Origin of the sequence: Streptomyces sp. NBC_01439, from assembly GCF_036227605.1 — a bacterium.
In the GTDB taxonomy this organism is placed as follows: domain Bacteria; phylum Actinomycetota; class Actinomycetes; order Streptomycetales; family Streptomycetaceae; genus Streptomyces.
Window position 1 is genome coordinate 6,980,902 of record NZ_CP109487.1, and the last position, 18,342, is coordinate 6,999,243.

Genomic DNA, 18,342 nt, shown 5'->3' on the forward strand with positions numbered 1-18,342 from the left:
GTGTGCCAGCCCTTACCGTCCGGCGGAACCGTGCCGGAGCCCGGCCGGTCCGCGGTCCGGTCCGCAGCCCGCTCCGCGAGCCAGATCCGCAGCTCAGGGCCCCGCATCAGAACAGCGGCTGCGGGAGCACGCCCTCCAGTGCGAGCAGCTGCCGCTTGGTCTCCACCCCGCCGCCGAATCCGCCGATGCCCCCGTCGTTCCCCACGACCCGGTGGCAGGCCACCACCAGCGGCAGCGGGTTCGAGCCCATGGCGTTGCCCACGGCCTGGGCGGCGCCGGGCTGTCCGGCGCGGGCGGCCAGCTCCCCGTATCCGACGACCGCTCCGTAGGGCACGGAGCGGTCCAGCTCCTGGAGCACCTGTCGGTTGAAGCCGGAGCTCAGGCGCCAGTCCAGTGGCAGCTCGAAGCGGCGCAGCGACCCCGCGAAGTATGCGGTGAGCTGGCGTATCGGTTCGGCCAGCAGCACTTCCTCGCTCGGCGCGGGACGCCGGGCGTCGGCGCCGAGCCGGGAGACGAGCGAGCGGATCATCCTGTCGACCCGGTCCGGCTCGGCATGGAATTCGACCCGGACCAGCCCTTCCGGGGTCGCGGCCAGGAGCAGGGGCCCGATGTCGCTGGCGACGACGGTCCATTCGAGGTGCGGCCCGCGGGGCCGCTCGGTGCTGTCCACGCTTTTACGGTACGACCACGCACCGACGGAGCGGTCACGGTTGTGGATGTTGGCCACATCGCCTGTCCGCGCGCCCGTCCGTCCGCCCGCCTGCCCGTCCGTCCGTCCGGACGGGGCCTGGGGTCAGAACCCGCCGACCGCGTCCTGGACCACGTCCGGGGCGTTGGTGATGATCCCGTCCACCCCCATGGCCTGCACCTTCCGGGCGGTGGCCGCGTCGTCCACGATCCAGGTGTCCACCTCCATGGCCTTGCCGTGGGCGCCGCGCAGGTCGTGCACGGCCGAGACCCAGTCGGCCGAGATCGTCGTGTGCCACGGATTGATGCGGTCGGTGAACTCCGCGTAGCGCGGCAGGTCCGCCACGGTGGGGGTGCCCAGGAAGGCCGTCACCAGGTCCGGTCGCAGCCCGTGCACGATGCGCACGGAGTCCGCGCTGAAGCTCTGCACCACCAGGCGCTGCGCGACGTGGCGCGCGTCGAGCCAGCCGGCTTCGTCCAACACCTTCAGGGTCTGCTCCTCGATCCCCGGGTACAGCTCCGGCTTCTTGATCTCCAGCAGCAGCCGCTGCCGGTTGCGCTGTACCCGGTCGAGGTACTGCCGCAGGCTGGGCACGGAGGCGCCCGCGTACTCGTCGCCGAACCAGCGGCCCGCGTCCAGCACGGAGATCTCGGCCCAGGTGAAGTCCTTGACCTTCCAGGGCGCCCGGTCCGGGAACCGCTGCTCGACGTCGGTGGTCCGGGCCAGGGTGTCGTCGTGGATCACCACCAGCACGCCGTCCTTGGTGCGCTGCACGTCGTTCTCGACCCAGTCGAAGCCCATCTGCATCGCCAGGTCGATCGCGTCGAGGGTGTTCTCCGGGGCGTACGCGGAGGCCCCCCGGTGGGCGTACACGACGGGACCCCCCAGCGCGGCGCGGCCGGCTCCGGCGCCGGTGTCGATTCCCGTGCCGGTGCCGGTGGCGGGTCCGGCGGCGGCGTACGAAGCCGTCCCGCCCAGCAGGGTGAGGGTGAAGCCCAGGAATGCGGCGGCGGCCGCGGCGGCGGGTCGGACGTACATGTGCGTTCTCCTCGGGTCGTGAGCCCTGTTCCTGCGTCAGACGGGTGCGGAGCGGCAGACGTTGTGGCGATGCACTTCACGGCGATCATGGGGTTGAAGATCACCGAGCCGCCACCGAACTACGACAAACGGACCAGAACGAATGACAGCGGTTCGGGCGGCCGGCAGCGGCCGGAGCGCGCCGCCGACCCGCGGGGGCGCGTGAGTGTCAGTGGGGGGTCGTACGGTTGACCCATGCGGCCCGTATCGAAGATCGAACGCACGGTGGCGCCTTTCGAGGTCGTCAGCCCCTACCAGCCCAGCGGCGACCAGCCGGCGGCCATCGCCGAGCTGGAAAAGCGCATCCGTGCAGGTGAGAAGGACGTCGTCCTGCTGGGTGCGACCGGCACCGGTAAGTCGGCGACGACCGCCTGGATGATCGAGAAGCTCCAGCGCCCCACCTTGGTCATGGCGCCGAACAAGACGCTCGCCGCCCAGCTGGCGAACGAGTTCCGCGAGCTCCTGCCGAACAACGCCGTCGAGTACTTCGTCTCGTACTACGACTACTACCAGCCCGAGGCCTACGTACCGCAGTCGGACACGTACATCGAGAAGGACTCCTCGATCAACGAAGAGGTGGAGCGGCTGCGCCACTCCGCGACCAACTCGTTGCTGACCCGGCGCGACGTGATCGTCGTCGCCTCCGTGTCCTGCATCTACGGTCTCGGTACCCCGCAGGAGTACGTCGACCGGATGGTCTCCCTCAAGGTGGGCGAGGAGATTGACCGGGACCAGCTGCTGCGCCGTTTCGTGGACATCCAGTACACGCGCAACGACGTCGCCTTCACCCGCGGCACCTTCCGGGTGCGCGGGGACACGATCGAGATCTTCCCGGTCTACGAGGAACTGGCCGTCCGCATCGAAATGTTCGGCGACGAGATCGAGGCCCTCTCCACCCTGCACCCGCTGACCGGCGAGGTCATCAGCGAGGACCGCGAGCTGTACGTCTTCCCCGCCAGCCACTACGTCGCCGGCCCCGAGCGCATGGAGAAGGCGGTCCGCGGCATCGAGGCGGAGCTGACCGAGCGCCTAGCCGAGCTGGAGAAGCAGGGCAAGATGCTGGAGGCGCAGCGCTTGCGCATGCGCACCACGTACGACCTGGAGATGATGCGCCAGATCGGGTCCTGCTCCGGCATCGAGAACTACTCGCTGCACATGGACGACCGCGAGCGCGGCTCCGCGCCCAACACCCTCATCGACTACTTCCCGGAGGACTTCCTCCTGGTCATCGACGAGTCGCACGTCACCGTGCCGCAGATCGGCGCCATGTACGAGGGCGACGCCTCCCGCAAGCGCACCCTGGTCGACCACGGGTTCCGGTTGCCGTCCGCGCTGGACAACCGGCCGCTGAAGTGGGAGGAGTTCCAGGAGCGCATCGGCCAGACCGTCTACCTGTCGGCGACCCCCGGAAAGTACGAGCTCTCGCGCGGCGACGGCTTCGTCGAACAGATCATCCGCCCCACCGGCCTCATCGATCCCGAGGTCGTGGTCAAGCCCACCGAGGGGCAGATCGACGACCTGGTCCACGAGATTCGGCAGCGGGTCGAGAAGGACGAGCGGATCCTCGTCACCACCCTCACCAAGAAGATGGCCGAGGACCTCACGGACTACTTCCTGGAGCTCGGCATCCAGGTGCGGTACCTGCACAGCGACGTGGACACCCTGCGCCGCATCGAGCTGCTGCGCGAGCTGCGGGCCGGCGAGTACGACGTGCTGGTCGGCATCAACCTGCTCCGCGAGGGCCTCGACCTGCCCGAGGTGTCGCTGGTGGCGATCCTCGACGCCGACAAGGAGGGCTTCCTGCGCTCCGGGACCTCCCTGATCCAGACCATCGGCCGTGCCGCGCGCAACGTGTCCGGCCAGGTCCACATGTACGCGGACAAGATGACCCCGGCGATGGAGAAGGCCATCGAGGAGACCAACCGGCGCCGCGAGAAGCAGATCGCCTACAACACGGCGAACGGGATCGATCCGCAGCCGCTGCGCAAGAAGATCAACGACATCGTCGCCACCATCGCCCGCGAGGAACTGGACACCGAGGAGCTGCTCGGCACCGGATACCGGCAGGCGAAGGACGGCAAGGGCGCCAAGGCCCCGGTGCCGGCGCTCGGCGGCCGGTCGGCCGCGGGCAAGACGGGTGGAAAGGGTGCGAAGGGCGCGAAGGGGGCGGCGGGCGCCGAGGTGCTCACCGACCGGCCCGCAGCCGAACTGGCCGCCCTCATCGAGCAGATGACCGAACGCATGCGCGGGGCCGCCGCCGAGCTCCAGTTCGAGGTCGCCGCCCGGATCCGGGACGAGGTGGGCGAGCTGAAGAAGGAGTTGCGGCAGATGAAGGAAGCGGGCCTCGCCTGACCGGGGGCCGGTCAGTAGGGTTGGGTCACAGCCACAGGTACATGCTGCACACCCGTCATCGGGCGGGCCAGGGAGAGGGGACAGTACGTGACGGTCAACATGACCAAGGGTCAGGCCATCAGTCTGCAGAAGGCGGACGGAGGCACGCTGACCGCGGTCCGGATGGGCCTCGGCTGGCAGGCGGCGAAGCGTCGCGGACTGTTCGGCTCGCGGACGCGGGAGATCGACCTCGACGCCTCGGCGGTGCTCTTCGCCGACAAGCAGCCCGTCGACGTGGTCTTCTTCCGGCACCTGCAGAGCGACGACGGCTCGGTGCGCCACACCGGTGACAACCTCGTCGGCGGCGTCGGCCAGGGCGGGGACGACGAGGCGATCCTCGTCGACCTCCAGCGCGTGCCGGTGCACATCGACCAGATCGTCTTCACGGTGAACTCCTTCACCGGCCAGACGTTCCAGGAAGTGCAGAACGCGTTCTGCCGCATCGTCGACGAGACCAACGGCCAGGAGCTGGCCCGCTACACCCTCGACGGCGGCGGTCAGTACACCGCGCAGATCATGGCCAAGGTGTCCCGCGTGGGCTCCGGCTGGCAGATGACGGCCCTCGGGAACCCGGCCAACGGCCGCACCTTCCAGGACCTCATGCCGGCGATCCTGCCGCACCTGTAGCAGTACCGGACAAGAGAAGAAGGCACGGGGGAGGGGCTGCACGATGACGGCCGAACTGGTCCGGGGGCAGAACCACCCCGTGTCCCAGAGTCGGGTGGAGATCAGGGTTTCGGCGGGCACGCCCGTGCTCGCCCTGGCCTCTCTCGCCGACGAGCAGGGCCGGTTCGCCGGCAACGGGACACTCGCCCACCCGGGCGCCAGGTCCCTTCCCGGCGTCGAATCGCCGGGCGAGCTCGCCGAGCGGCACACCTTCGCCGTTGACCTCGACGAGGTCGCGGCGGACGTCCACCGGCTCGGCGTACTCCTCGTCCTCCCGCCCGGCGGCCCGGTCCGCTTCGGCGCGGTACCGGCCTCCTACGTGGCCGTGGCCGACCCGGACGGCGGCGAGCTCGCCGGCTACACCCTGACGGGGCTCGACGCCGAGACGGCCGTCGTCGCCCTGGAGCTGTACCGGCGCCAGGGTGCCTGGAAGGTCCGCGCCGTGGGCCAGGGCTACGCCGAGGGCCTCGGCGCCCTGCTCGCCGACGGCGGGCTGTCCGCCCCGGCCGCCGCGGAGCTGGCAGCCGCCGTGCTTGGCACGACCCCGCGCACCGCGGGGGCCGACGCCACCCTGGCGACCATGCCGACCCACGTCGGCGACCTGTGCGCCCCGCAGACCCCGCCGCAGGCCCCCGCGCCCGCCCCCGAACCGCCGGACCCCGTTCCGGTCACCGGACACCCGTACGCCGGTGCGCCCGGACCAGCGTCCGGTGGCGACACCGCGGGCTCCCCGCCCACCATCAGCTACGCCCACCCGCGCCGCCGCCGCACCAGTGCCGAGCCGCCCGAGCCCGCGCCGCGGGCCGCCGCACCGGAGGAACCCGGACAGCACCCGCGGCCCGTCGCCGGCGACGCCAGCGGCTGGTCCATGGAGGAGCGGCTCTACAACCAGGTCTGGGGGATGTTCGAGGACCTGGCCCGCACGGTCGCCGCCTACCGCAGCGCCGTCGAGTTCGCCGACTCCCGCATGGACCGCGAGCTCGACGAGGCTCTGTCCGACCCGCGCCACCGCCTCGGCGGCTCCGGGAACGCGGCCCGCGACACCGCGCGGGCCCGCCGCGACGAGCTCGTCGCCCAGGCCCAAGCCGTCCTCGACCGGGACCTGGCCCAGCTGATCGCCGAGTCGGAGGTGGTCGAGCCCGCACTGCCGGCCGCGTACGCCCGCTGGGACAACCCCGTCTGGCACGGTCACCGCGCGCCCGAGGAGAGCCCGCTGGCCCTGCGCCTGGGGGACCTGCACCTGCCCGAGCGGCCCGATCTGCGCGTCCCCATGCTGACCCGGGTCCCGCTGGAGCGCGGGCTCTGGATCGACAACGGCCGCACCGGATCCGAGGCCGCGATGACCATGGACACCGACCGGTTGCGCCGGGCCGCCATGGACATGGCCGTCGCCTTGGCGGTCCGCTTGCTCGCCGTCCATCCCGCGGACCGGTTCTCCGTGCACGTCATCGATGCGGCCGGGGCCGGAACCGCCTCCCTGGCGCCGCTCGTACGCGCCGGGGTGCTGGCCGGCCCGCCCGCCGCCGGGGCCACCGGGGTCACCCAGACCCTGGCGCTGCTGACCCGACGGGTGGACCTCGTACAGATGGCGCTGCGGGCCGGCGCCCCCGAGGACCTGCCGCCGGACGTGGACACGTCCGACCAGCTGCTGATCGTGCACGACTTCCCGCACGGCTTCGACGACCGCGCCGTCACTCAGCTGCGCTACCTCGCCGACGAGGGCGCGGCGGTCGGCGTGCACCTGCTGATGGTCGCGGACCGCGACGAGGCTTCGGCCTACGGGCCGCTGCTCGATCCATTGTGGCGCTCCCTGATGCGGCTCTCGCCGGTGCCCGACAACCACCTCGCCGACCCCTGGGTCCATCACGCCTGGACCTTCGAACCGGACCTGCCCCCGCAGGGCAGCAGGGTCCTCGACCAGGCACTGGACCGGGTGGCGGAGGCCCGGCGCACTACCCGTCCGTGACCATTCTTTGGTGTTCCCTTTACCTTTACCGCTTCCGGCGGGTAAGCTCGTACGTGCGGAGGGGAGTATTCCTGCTTTCCTGCTACGACGTACCCGTCAATACGGACCACTGCGGCCACACGTGCGCAGTCGGTCCCGGGGCGTCGGCCCACGGCCTCCAGGCCGTCCGGGTGGAAGAGACCTCCGGCAGCGATGACGCTGACGAAGTGCTGAGCCATCCGCCGGAGGCGTGTTCACCATGGAAGTTTCCTGGGCCCTTTGGGTCGCGACCATTCTTGGTCTGTCCCTCCTCATCGGTGCCGATTTCTTGATCGGCCGCAAGCCGCACGACGTGTCGATCAAGGAGGCCGGCACCTGGACGGTCGTCTGGATCGTCCTCGCCGCACTCTTCGGCCTCGGCCTGTGGTTCTTCGGCAACCCCCAGGCGTCCCAGGAGTTCTTCGCGGGCTTCATCACCGAGAAGTCGCTGAGCGTCGACAACCTCTTCGTCTTCGTCCTGATCATGGCGAAGTTCGCGGTGCCGTCCCACCTCCAGCAGCGCGTGCTGCTCATCGGCGTTCTGATCGCCCTGGTCCTGCGCGCGGTCTTCATCGCCGCCGGCGCCGCGATCATCGCCAGCTTCTCCTGGGTCTTCTACATCTTCGGCGCGTTCCTGATCTACACCGCTTGGAAGCTGATCCAGGAGGCCCGCAAGGACGAGGACGACGAGGAGTTCGAGGAGAACCGTCTCCTCAAGTCCGTCGAGAAGAAGTTCGGCGTCGCCGACCAGTACCACGGCACCAAGCTCTTCATCGTCAACAACGGCAAGCGCGTGCTGACCCCCCTGATGGTCGTCATGCTCGCCATCGGCACCACCGACGTGCTGTTCGCCCTGGACTCCATCCCGGCGATCTTCGGCCTCACCCAGGACCCGTACATCGTCTTCACGGCCAACGCCTTCGCCCTCATGGGCCTGCGCCAGCTGTACTTCCTCATCGGCGGCCTGCTGAAGAAGCTGGTCCACCTCAGCTACGGCCTCTCCATCATCCTGGGCTTCATCGGCATCAAGCTGGTGCTGCACGCCCTGCACGAGAGCGGCGTCCACGTTCCGGTGATCTCGATCCCGGTCTCCCTCGGCGTCATCTGCGGTGTCCTGGTCATCACCACGATCACCAGCCTGATCGCCTCCAAGAAGCAGGCGGCGGCCGAGGCCGCCGCCCGCCCGGAGAACGTCGACGCGTAACCGGATCGAAGGACCTAAGCGGGGGCGGCCGTTTCGGCCGCCCCCGTTTCCGTTGCCCGACCCGCGGCCGTCCGCTTCGACACGGCCGCCGGACCGGTCTCCGGCAGCACCGCGAAACAGACCAGGCTCACCAGGGCGATCCCGGTCAGGTACAGCGCGACGCCCCACGGCGGACCGGAACCGTCCGCCAGCGCCGTCGCCACGATCGGGGTCAGCGCCCCGCCCAGTACCCCGCCCAGGTTGTAGCCGACGGCCGCGCCCGTGCAGCGGATCCGCGGCGCATACAGCTCGGGCAGGTACGCGGCCACCACCGAGAACATCGTCACCATGCCCACCAGAGCACCGACGAAGCCCACCGTCATCAGCAGCGGATCGGCCGTCCGCAACAGCGCCACCAGCGGGAACATCCACACCACGCAGATCGTGCACCCGATCAGGCACAGCGGCCGCCGTCCGTAACGGTCGCCGAGCACCGCGACCACCGGGGTCACCAGACCCATCACCGCGACCGCGACCATGATGCAGGCCAGCATCGCCGTGCGGCCCACCGCGAGGTGATCGGCTGCATAGGCGAGGGACCAGGTGGTGACCGCGTAGAAGACGGCGTACCCGATCGCGAGCGCCCCGCCGGTCAGCAGGAGCAACCGCCAGTGGCCTCGGAAGACCTCGGCCAGTGGGGCCTCGGCCCGCCGGTCCGTCGCGGCGAGCGCCCGGAACTGCGGGGTCTCCTCCACCGAGCGGCGCAGCCACAGCCCGGCCAGCGCCAGCACCCCGGCCGCCCAGAACGGCACCCGCCACCCCCAGGCGGTGAACTGGGCATCGGTCAGTGACGCGGACAGCCCCAGCATCAGGCCGTTGGCGAGCAGGAAGCCCACCGGCGGGCCCATCTGCGGGAAGCTCGACCACAGTCCGCGCCGCTGCTCAGGGGCGTGTTCGGCGGTCAGCAGGACGGCGCCGCCCCACTCCCCGCCCAGTCCGAGGCCCTGCAGGAAGCGCAGCAGGAGCAGGAGTACCGGCGCGGCCGTGCCGATCGAGCCATACGAGGGCACGCAGCCGACGGCCACCGTGGCGAGGCCGGTGAGCAGGAGGGAGGCGAGCAGCACCGGGCGCCTGCCGTAGCGGTCGCCGATGTGGCCGAAGACCACCGAGCCGAGCGGGCGGGCCAGGAAGCCGACGCCGAAGGTGCCGAAGGCGGCGAGGGTACCGGCGAGCGGGGAGAAGGAGGGGAAGAAGAGCGGGCCGAGCACGAGGGCGGCGGCCGTCCCGTACACGAAGAAGTCGTAGAACTCGATCGCCGTCCCGGCGAGCGAGGCCGTGGCCAGGCGCAGCATGCCGGGCCCGGCGGAGTCGTCGGCCACGGCGGGCGGGGGCTCCGGCCGCGTGGCGGAGGAAGGCACGGAGGGAGGTGCGGGGGAAGGGGTGGGGGAGGCCTCGGGGGCGGCGGAGGCCAGGGGCGGGGACGGGTCGTGTGGCATGCCGCACCAGATACCCGTTCCCCGCCGCTCAGGGCGTGGGTTCGGCCGCAAGCGACCGGAAGGAGTGCGTCGCGCCGGGAAGTTGGCGCGTTGCGGTGCCTACCAGCCCCGCTCGCGCCATTCGGCCAGGTGCGGGCGCTCGGCGCCGAGGGCGGTGTCGTTGCCGTGGCCCGGGTAGACCCAGGTCTCGTCCGGCAGCTGCTCGAAGAGCTTGTGCTGCACGTCGTCGATCAGGCTCGCGAAGGCCTTCGGGTCGTCGTGGGTGTTGCCCACGCCGCCCGGGAAGAGGCGGGGGCTGTAGAGACCAACACCTATGCCACCGTTGCCGGTTAAGATCGGCACGAAATTGCCCCGGCGGTGCGTCAACACCCCGGGGCGTGATCAGACCTGATGAGAGGTGCTGACATGGATGACTCTATGCCGCCCGCCAAACGGAAGCGGCGGACGCCGGCAGAGACCGAAGCGGCATTTCGGGCGCATGTGGCGTTCCTGGGCGGCACGGTGGTCGGCGAGTACGTAAAAGCGTCGGTCCCCGTGAGGTGCATCTGCGTCAACGGCCACCGGTGCGCTCCGCGACCGAGAGGCGTCCTGAGTGGACAAGGGCTCTGTACGGCATGTGTCGGTCATAGCTCAGCAAGTGCGGAGCGTAAGTTTCAGGCACATGTGGGGGAACTGGGTGGGGTACTCGTCGGAAAGTACGTGAACAGCTACACCCCCGTGGAGCTGCTGTGCGCCCGAGGACACCGCTGCTCTCCCCGGCCACACGGCGTCCTGAGCGGCCAAGGAATCTGCCGCACCTGTGTTGGTCGCGACCCCGTTGACACTGAACGCCGGTTTTATGCTCACGTCGCTGAGCTTAGAGGCACCGTGGTCGGGGCGTACGTGAACAGATGCACCCCCGTGGAGTTGCTGTGCGCCCGAGGGCACCGCTGCTCGCCACGTCCGGACGGTGTCTTGCGGGGGCAGGGGCTCTGTACCACTTGCGTTGGCCACGATTCCGCCGAGGCGGAGCGCCGGTTCCGCGCTCGCGTCGCTGAGCTGGGAGGCACCGTAGTCGGGGCGTACGTGAACAGTAAGACGCCGGTGGGGCTGCACTGCTCAAGCGGGCACGCACTCTCGGTTAAGCCGGAAGGCATTCTGAAGGGCAACGGGCTTTGTCGAGTCTGCGGGGGAAGCTGCCCGGTCGAAAACGAGCGCCGGTTCCGCGCTCGCGTCGCTGAGCTGGGAGGCACCGTAGTCGGGACGTACGTGAACAGTCGCACCCCGGTAGAAGTCAGGTGCCGCCTGGGACACGTCGGCTACCCCAATTCAGACAGCCTTGTCGCGGGCAATGGACTCTGTGCGTCATGTGCGGGGATGACGTGGGACGTGGTCTATGTCGTGACTGACCCGAAGATGAGTGTCGTAAAGATCGGCGTCACCTCCGGGGACCCTAAGGGCCGGCTCAGGAAGCACCGGCATGCGTACGGCCTGTCCGAAGTCGTTCGACTACACGTAGCGCTGCCTGACGGTGTGGCTAAGGCGTTGGAGGCCAGCACGCTCCGCGCACTCGCGGAGGCCGGACACAAGCCCGTGTGGGGTCGGGAGTATTTCGGCCCCGGGGCGCTTTCTGTGGTGCTCCGTCAGATCGACGAAGGGGTGTTCAACGCGTCTCAGGCCTCACGGAGGACTGACGAACCATGCAACTGACCTTGCCGATCCGCACGCTCGCCATCCTTTACGCCCGGATCTCTTCAGACCCGGGGGACAAGCGCCGTGGTGTGAAGCGACAGATGGATGACCTTGAAGCCTTCGCCGGGGAGAACGGGTGGCAGGTAGCTGGCCGGTTTGTAGAGAACGACGTCAGCGCCCACTCCGGTGAGGAACGCCCCGAGTACAACGCAGCAATGGCGGCCGTCATCGCTGCTGCCGAGGACCCCACCGTTCGCGCGGTGCTGGTTGGCTACCACACATCCCGCGTGTGGCGCCGAAGGGTAGAACGAGCATCTGCAATCGAAGCCCTAAGGCGGGCCGGGTGCTGGGTGGCGCTGGAGCGCGGCGGCCTGTTCAACATGGCGAAGGCCAGCGACCGCAGCCAGCTTGCGAACCTCGGTGAGTCCGATACTGCCGAGTCTGAGGTGAAGTCGGAGCGCGTCGCCCGGGCCGCGCTGGAGCGTGCCCAGGAGGGCAGGGCGAATGGGCCGGTGGCGTACGGGTGGAGGCGTCAGTACGAGTACGACGCCCGCGGCCAGGTCGACGGGTTCCATGATGTCGAGGACCCCGAACAGGCTGCTGTCGTCCGTGACATCGTCACCCGGCTGCTGTCCGGGGCGAGCCTGATCGGGATCACGGCGGACCTGAATGAGCGCGGGGTGCCGGCGCCCGGGGCGGGGATGCGGCTGAAGCGGCGGGCGGTCGGGCAGAACGAGGAGGGGTCGCTGTGGAACAAGACCAGCGTGAAGAAGCTCGCGTTGCGCCCGGGGAATGTGGGGATCCGCGTTCACCTGGGCGTGGAGTACAAGGCGGCGTGGCCGGCGCTCATCACGGACGAGCAGTACGCGCAGCTCCGGAACCTGTTCGCGGAGCGGGCCGTCGTACGTGAGCTGCCGGGGGCGCGGAAACACCTGCTGACGTGGGGCCAGGTCGCGACGTGCGGGCCGTGCGGATCGGTCCTCCGGGTCGCCCTGAAGGGGAACGCGACGCGCGGCCGGAAGCAGTCGACGTACGTCTGCGACGCGAGCGGTTGCGTCGGCCGGAATGAGGAAGCCCTCGACAAGTACGTCGGCACGGTGGTGGTGAAGCTGCTGTCAAAGCCTGCGGCGGCCGACGTGTTCCGCGGTGACGACTCGGCGGCCTTGGCGGCCCTGGAGCGGGCGGAGGGGTTGAAGGCCCGGCAGGAGGCGGCGGCGGACGACTACGCGGACGGGATCATTACCCGCGAGCAGCTACGACGGATCACGGCGAAGCTGGCGAAGCAGATCACGGACGCGCAGAACGAGGCGCGCAGGTTGCGGCCGGCCTTCGACCTCGACGCGTTCAAAGGCCTCGTAGGGCCGGGGTCCGAGGAGGCGTGGAAGGCACTCCTGGTGTCGCAGAAGCGGCGGGTCCTGGACGGCCTCGGGCTGCGCCTGACGGTGCAACCGGTCGCGCGGCGCGGTCCGGGGTTCGATAAGACCACCATTGACCTGGAGTGGTCGTGACGGCCGACAGGGTGTGACACGCGTGCGGAAGCGGCTCCGGGGGTATCCCCGGGGCCGCTTCGGCGTTGTCGGGGCCGCAGAGGGCGCGTGAGGCCTGCCGGCGTCGGCGGCGATATAGGCGGCGGGGTGGTCAGAGCTGCCCGCGCATCCGGCGGGCCATCTCTTCGAGCTGCGCGGCGAACGCCTCGTTGGCGGCGTTCTGCTCGTCCTCGCTGCGCTCTGCCAGGTGTCCGCGGCGGCCGTGGACCTGCCACTTCATGTCCTGGACTGAAATCTCCGTGCCGTACGCGTGGGCGTCCATGCCGGGGAGCGGCTGCTCGCCGCGGACCCACGCGCGGACGGTGTTCGCGGACTCGACTCGGTTCGGCGTGACCTGGCACGGCCGGTCATCGAGCGGGACCAGTAGGTGCAGCGGGCTCATGTCGAGTGCGACCGCGAGGGCGAACACCTCGGCGACGCCGACGTTCTGCCGGTAGCCAGCTTCGAGCTTGACCACGGTCCCCCGCTCCCACGGCAGGCCGACGGCCTGGAGCCGCTGCGCGAGCTGCTCGGCGGTGAGGTCGCGGCGCTTGCGCACCTCGCGGACGCGGCGAGCGACGGTCGCGACTGGTCCATCTGGGGGAGATGCCTCGTGTTCCATGAGGGAACCCTATTGATCACTTGCGGAACGCTCAACCGGTGTGTACGTTGCGGATCACTCAAGTTCCACCATGGAACTTTAAGGATCGTTCAGCGATGACGATGCACCCGGGAGGGAACCATGACGCCGATGCGTGAGGCACGACTCGCACGCGGACTCATGCTCAAGGACGCCGCCGCGATGGCTGGCGTCGACACCGGAGCGCTCTCGCGCTTCGAGCGCGGTCAGGAGCACGTGAGCCTCCCCGCGCTGTACCGGCTGGCCAAGGCCATCGGTCTTGAGGCGCTGGAGCGCGAGCTGGCGCCCTACGTGCTGGAGCACAAGAAGTGATCGTCGACGCGCGCGGCCGGTGCAGGCCGTCCCCCGGACAGGACATCGACGCGTTCCTGGACGAGTTCGTCGAGTCCCGGGCTCCGCTCACCGGCGCGGAGATCGCCGAACTGCGCGCCATCTTCCGGCCCGCCGTGGCGAAGGTCATGGCGGAGGCCGCGGACCGGCTCACCGAGGCGAGCACGGATGCCGCCTAACCGTCCCCAGACATGCGAAAGGCCCGGCTCCCTCTCACAGTCGCCGGGCCTCTCTCAGCACCCCACAGGAGCGCCTTCGATGCGCCACACCCTAGCGGGCCCTGCGGCCCGCGCCAACACTCCGGGCTGGTTCTGGGCCGCCGGGTCGCACACCGCCCGGCTCCGTGCCGCCAGCACACCGGGCGCTCTCCACACGGAGGACATGATGCCGTGCCAGCCCGCCCCCCGTCCCGTCGTGCGCCGCGCCGGCCTCCTGGCCACCGGGGGTGCTGGATGATGCCCAGGGAGCCCTACACCGGCGACGAGATCGGCGTGGATGACGAGTGGCCGGCCACCTTCGCGCAGGTCCCGGACTGGATCACGCTGCACCCCGAGCTGCGGGCGCAGTCCGTCCGTGAGTACGCGTTCCTGATGATGCACGTCCCGCAGGACGGCCGGCGCAAGGTGGCCTTTCCCGGTCAGGCCTCTATCGCCCGGGCGCTCCAGCTCGGGCGCAGCGACAAGGTCACGCCGTACACGCGGGACCTTGTCACGGTCGGCGCGGTGCGGATCGAGGAGGTCCCAACGCCGAAGGGCCGGGCGTACCGGTACATCCTCCGGTTCAACCCGCCGCGCGGGTACACGGGCCCGACGTGCCTCTCCGGCTTCTACGGCACCAGCACGGACGAGGTGGACAGCCGTTGGGCGGGCTGGTCGATGGCCACAGCCCCGGCGAAGGATGTTGGGCAAAACGGGTCACCCCAAAAAGAGGGTGACCCCTCCCCCCAGAAAGGGGGTGACCCCTCCCCCCAAAAAGGGGGCCCTAACAAGACCAACATCAATAAGACCAATGTGAGTGGAAAAGATGGGGGGGCTGACGCCGTAGGCAATGGTGCGGGGGGTTACGCACGTGCGGGTGCGCGCGAGGCCGCGGCGGAGGAAATCCAGACGGCCGGTTGCGGCTCCGCCGCGTCGACCACGAATCCCTCCTCCCCCGACGACATGAACCCGGCTGGGGCCGGTGGGCACCGCACGGGGCCGGCCGGACGGAGTGCGGCTTCCTCGCCGGCCGCGGCCGCCCCGGTGGCTGAGGGAAAGGCGCCAGCAGCAGCGGGAGGCCCTGACTGGGCTGCGCTCGCCGACCGGCCGCAGCCCGGATCAGGTGACCCGGCACCGGTCGCCCCGAAGGCCCGGACCCGCTCGCCGCAGCCTCGGACGACGAAGACCCGCCCCCGGTTCAAGGCCCCAGGCTTCGACGAGGTCCGCAACGCCATCCCGCGCACGGTCGCCGGTCCCCGCGGCCTGCTCTTCGAGGACCTCCACAACACGATCAATGAGCTGCTGACCGGCTCGGCGGAGGCGGCGGGCGTGCCGAAGCGGTCGGTATCCGAGATCGTCGCCCGCATCAATCGCCGGTGGCACCGGGTCGGGGGCGAGGAGCGGGCCGCCCGCGGCTACGTCGGGTGCGACCGGTGCACGAAGGCCGGGTGCGACGCCCCGCGCAGCACCCGCGACGGCGAGGAAGGGTGCGACAGGATCCTCTCCCCGTCCAAGTACCTGGCCATCGCTCTCCGCGCCCAGGAGTGCCCGAACTTCTCGTGCGAGGACGGGCTGATCAGCGGCACCACATCGCCCTGCCGGGACTGCCAGCGCCGGGCGGGCGAGTGGCTGCGGGCCGAGGAGCGGGAACAGGCCCGGATCGACGCGGCCACCGCGTGGCTGATCGGCGAGGAGGAGGCCCGAACGGCCGCCGCCTCCGTCCTGGACGCGTGGGCCGACGCCAACGCCGCCGAGGAGTCCCGGATCCGGCAGGTGTTCACCGCGAACGGGAAGTTCGGCGCGTTGCTGGAGCACCTGGTGCGCAAGCACATGGCGGGCTGGTGCAGCAGGAACCCCCAGCCGGAGGCCGCGCCCCGGCCGGTACCGGTGCCCCGGCAGGCAGGCCACGCCGACGACGACGCCCCCGAGCCGGTTCCGGCCGGCGAGGACGGGCCCGCCGACTGCTGCGGCGCTACCGAGGACCCGGCACCTGCGGACGTCGAGGCGGCGTGGGCCGCCCTGGACCCGGAGGCCCCGGCCGATCAGCACGACACCGTCCCGGCCGCCGACGACGACCCGGACCGGGCATACCGCCCGGGCTCCGGCCCGCCTCCGTCCCTGAGGAAGTGGCGCGCGGACCGGGAAGCGGCCAAGGTCGCCGCCGCCCGCTAGCCCTGCCCCGCCCGGCACCCCGCCGCGGGTGCCGGGCACCCTCCGGCCGTCACGGCCAGCACGCAGCCGCACAGGACGCACAGGAGAACCCCCTTGACCGTTTACCGCGCTAGCACCGTAAAGCGCACCCGTCGCACCAAAGCCCAGCTCCAGGCATTCCACGACGCCATCCACGACATCGCCGCCGAACACCAGCCGTGCTCCGGCCGCCAGATCTACTACCGGGCCGTGGTCGCCGGACTCATCGACAAGGACAGCGCCGGCAGCCGCAAGAACGAATCGACCGTCGGCCGCGCCCTCAACGACATGCGGGAAGCCTTCATCGACTGCGACACCCTGCACGACCCCGACGCCGTGTCCCGCATCGTGGCCGGGCTGGAACTCGGCCAGCCGGACAAGGCCACCCGCGACCGCGAGCTGTACCGGTACCTCCGGGTCTTGCCCATGTGGTGGATCACCGACGACACCCGCGCCAGGCACCGCAACTCCGGACACCGCGACAAGGACGCCGCCCTCGCCGAGTGGCACAGGCAGTACCGACGCGACCTGTGGCAGACACAGACCCACCGGGTCGAGGTCTGGTGCGAAAGCAGCTCACTGGCCGCGGTGCTCCTGAACACGTGCGAGGAATACGGCGTTGACCTGTACCCGTGCCGGGGCCAGGCGGGGAAAGGCTTCCTGTGGGGCGCGGCCCAGAACTACCCCGGTTTCAGGAAGCCCGTCGTCGCCCTATACGTCGGGGACTTCGATCCGGCCGGCCTCGACATCGGGGACTCGGCGGGCGAGCGGCTGCGCCGCTACATGCCACGCGGCGAACACGTCGACTTCGAGTTCCGCAGGATCGGCGTCACGGCCCAGCAAGTCCACGACATGCAGCTTCCCGGGCACGGGCTCAACCCGAAGATCCCGGCGGCGAAGCGGGCCCGTTTCTTCGACCTCTGCGACCAGCACGGCATCCCGCACGAGGCGGTCGAGGCCGAGGCGATGGAACCCAACGTGATCCGGCAACTCCTCGCCGACGCGATCCGCGAGTACATCGACCCGGTGCAGTGGCGGGTGCAGCGGATGGCTGAGGAGTCCGAGAAGCGCGACATCTGGAGCTGGCGCGACCAACCCGACGAGGACCGGCACTGACCGCCCAGCCCCGCACAGACAGACCAGCCCGGCACCTCGACCCCGGGGCGCCGGGCACCGAACCGAACCATCACCACGACCAGGAGGAGCATCATGAACGACCCGACCACCCAGGCCGCCGCCGCCATCACCGAGGCCCTGCGCAACGGACACGACGTCGCCGAACTCATCGCCCACGCCCTGTGCCAGGTCGCCGCCGACGAGGGCGGCATCGAGGAAGTCCTCCGCAACCGCTCCGGATCCTGGGAAGCCGGACACCTACGCAGCCTCATGGAAGGAACCGCAGGCCCGGACGGCGAGGGACTGGAGGCGTACCGCACAGCGGCGGACACCGAAGGACAGCAGGAGACCGGGGCGCAGCGATGACCGCGCCCGACCGGGCCGAGCTGGTCACGTGGGGCCGGTGCCGGTCCGGCAAGCGCTGGTTCTGGGCGGCCCGCTGGTACGAGAGCGCCACGTGGCAGGAGCACATCGAGCACGGACGCACCGACACGGAAGCCGAGGCCCTGCGCGAGGGCGAGGCAGCAGCCCGGCAGATCACCGGAGGCGGGCCCGTCCACCTGACCCTGCAACACGGCGTTGCCGCCGACGTCCTCAAGGCCGTGAGCGCCGCCCAACGCCAGCAGCGGCCGCCGGCCGAGGGCCAGGCCGCGGAGGCCGTGGAGTACCTGTACGGCATCGACCACGGCGGCGAGCACAACGACTTCACGTCCACCGTCGTCCAGTTCCGGATCATCCGGCGCACCGCCCGGCGGATCTACTACCTGAACAACCACTGCACCGAACGCGAGCAGGGAACCCGGTACGTGGACCGCCAGGAGCTGGAGGCCGCAGGCAAGGTCCGCCGCGCGTCCCGGTACGCGGGCGAGGACTTCACCACCCTCTACGCCGCCCCGCCCGACCTCGACGAGCGCCGTCGCACCGAGCCACCCGTCGACCTCGGCGCCCTCCGTCAGCGCATGGCGGACGCCCACCCGGACCGCGGCGGCACCGACGCCGAGTTCATCGCCGCCCGCACCGCCTACGACCGCGCCCGCCAGCTCACCTGACCCACCCGCGCCCGGCACCCCACCACGGGTGCCGGGCACCCTCCGGCCGTCACTGCCCGCAGGCGGCCGCACACGGGTCGTACGGCGGCGAACGGCCCGGCCCGGGCCCCGAGAGACCCGCCCACCCCTACGCGGCCC

The 18,342-nt window shown here is 70.5% G+C and carries 15 protein-coding genes and 1 pseudogene; 11 read left to right on the forward strand and 5 right to left on the reverse strand.

Annotated elements, in window-relative coordinates; all coding sequences use genetic code 11:
* Positions 1-106: 106 nt before the first annotated feature.
* On the reverse strand, positions 107-670 hold the full coding sequence (locus tag OG207_RS31685) for a methylated-DNA--[protein]-cysteine S-methyltransferase (protein ID WP_329103165.1): 564 nt from the start codon (positions 668-670) through the stop codon (positions 107-109).
* Between the two features lie 123 nt (positions 671-793).
* The gene (locus tag OG207_RS31690) at positions 794-1,726 is read right to left on the reverse strand and encodes a glycerophosphodiester phosphodiesterase (RefSeq protein WP_329103167.1); all 933 of its coding nucleotides are present in this window, start codon (positions 1,724-1,726) and stop codon (positions 794-796) included.
* A gap of 234 nt (positions 1,727-1,960) precedes the next feature.
* On the opposite strand from OG207_RS31690, the gene uvrB reads away from it, so the two are divergent.
* From uvrB to OG207_RS31710, 4 genes are all read left to right on the forward strand, one after another.
* Positions 1,961-4,117 (forward strand): excinuclease ABC subunit UvrB, encoded by a 2,157-nt coding sequence (gene uvrB, locus OG207_RS31695; protein ID WP_329103169.1) that lies wholly within the window; start codon positions 1,961-1,963, stop codon positions 4,115-4,117.
* Positions 4,118-4,204: 87 nt separating this feature from the next.
* Positions 4,205-4,783 (forward strand): TerD family protein, encoded by a 579-nt coding sequence (locus tag OG207_RS31700; RefSeq protein ID WP_329103171.1) that lies wholly within the window; start codon positions 4,205-4,207, stop codon positions 4,781-4,783.
* 43 nt (positions 4,784-4,826) lie between these two features.
* A complete protein-coding gene (locus OG207_RS31705) occupies positions 4,827-6,788 on the forward strand; it encodes a TerD family protein (RefSeq protein ID WP_329103173.1) in 1,962 nt (653 codons plus the stop codon).
* Positions 6,789-7,026: 238 nt separating this feature from the next.
* Positions 7,027-8,010: a TerC family protein gene (locus OG207_RS31710; RefSeq protein WP_329103175.1), complete on the forward strand. Its 984-nt coding sequence runs from the start codon at positions 7,027-7,029 to the stop codon at positions 8,008-8,010.
* A gap of 14 nt (positions 8,011-8,024) precedes the next feature.
* On the opposite strand, the gene OG207_RS31715 is transcribed toward OG207_RS31710, so the two are convergent.
* Both OG207_RS31715 and OG207_RS31720 read right to left on the reverse strand, forming a co-directional pair.
* Entirely contained in the window at positions 8,025-9,341 is a 1,317-nt protein-coding gene (locus OG207_RS31715; protein ID WP_329108041.1) for an MFS transporter, read from the reverse strand.
* 243 nt (positions 9,342-9,584) lie between these two features.
* A pseudogene (locus OG207_RS31720) lies at positions 9,585-9,773 on the reverse strand (MBL fold metallo-hydrolase); the annotation flags it as partial.
* A gap of 1,391 nt (positions 9,774-11,164) precedes the next feature.
* Between OG207_RS31720 and OG207_RS31725 the strand changes: the two are divergent.
* Positions 11,165-12,664, forward strand: a complete 1,500-nt coding sequence (locus tag OG207_RS31725; RefSeq protein ID WP_329103177.1) for a recombinase family protein — start codon at positions 11,165-11,167, stop codon at positions 12,662-12,664.
* A 130-nt stretch (positions 12,665-12,794) separates the two neighbouring features.
* Here OG207_RS31725 and OG207_RS31730 read toward each other — a convergent pair whose 3' ends face one another.
* Positions 12,795-13,304 carry a hypothetical protein gene (locus OG207_RS31730; RefSeq protein ID WP_329103179.1) on the reverse strand — a complete coding sequence of 170 codons (510 nt, stop codon included), beginning with the start codon at positions 13,302-13,304 and terminating at the stop codon, positions 12,795-12,797.
* Positions 13,305-13,433: 129 nt separating this feature from the next.
* Between OG207_RS31730 and OG207_RS31735 the strand changes: the two genes are divergently transcribed.
* The 6 genes from OG207_RS31735 (at position 13,434) to OG207_RS31760 (ending at position 18,204) form a co-directional block, all read left to right on the forward strand.
* Positions 13,434-13,634, forward strand: coding sequence for a helix-turn-helix domain-containing protein (locus tag OG207_RS31735; RefSeq protein WP_266948081.1), 201 nt, complete (start codon positions 13,434-13,436; stop codon positions 13,632-13,634).
* Complete coding sequence (locus OG207_RS31740) at positions 13,631-13,831, forward strand: hypothetical protein (RefSeq protein ID WP_329103181.1); 201 nt, start codon at positions 13,631-13,633, stop codon at positions 13,829-13,831. The genes OG207_RS31735 and OG207_RS31740 overlap by 4 nt, the downstream gene beginning before the upstream one ends.
* A 273-nt stretch (positions 13,832-14,104) precedes the next feature.
* Positions 14,105-16,021: a hypothetical protein gene (locus OG207_RS31745; RefSeq protein ID WP_329103182.1), complete on the forward strand. Its 1,917-nt coding sequence runs from the start codon at positions 14,105-14,107 to the stop codon at positions 16,019-16,021.
* A 93-nt stretch (positions 16,022-16,114) separates the two neighbouring features.
* Positions 16,115-17,155 carry a hypothetical protein gene (locus OG207_RS31750; protein WP_329103184.1) on the forward strand — a complete coding sequence of 347 codons (1,041 nt, stop codon included), beginning with the start codon at positions 16,115-16,117 and terminating at the stop codon, positions 17,153-17,155.
* 93 nt (positions 17,156-17,248) lie between these two features.
* Positions 17,249-17,521: a hypothetical protein gene (locus OG207_RS31755; RefSeq protein ID WP_329103186.1), complete on the forward strand. Its 273-nt coding sequence runs from the start codon at positions 17,249-17,251 to the stop codon at positions 17,519-17,521.
* On the forward strand, positions 17,518-18,204 hold the full coding sequence (locus OG207_RS31760; RefSeq protein ID WP_329103188.1) for a hypothetical protein: 687 nt from the start codon (positions 17,518-17,520) through the stop codon (positions 18,202-18,204). Before OG207_RS31755 ends, OG207_RS31760 begins: the two co-directional genes overlap by 4 nt.
* Positions 18,205-18,342 lie beyond the last annotated feature (138 nt).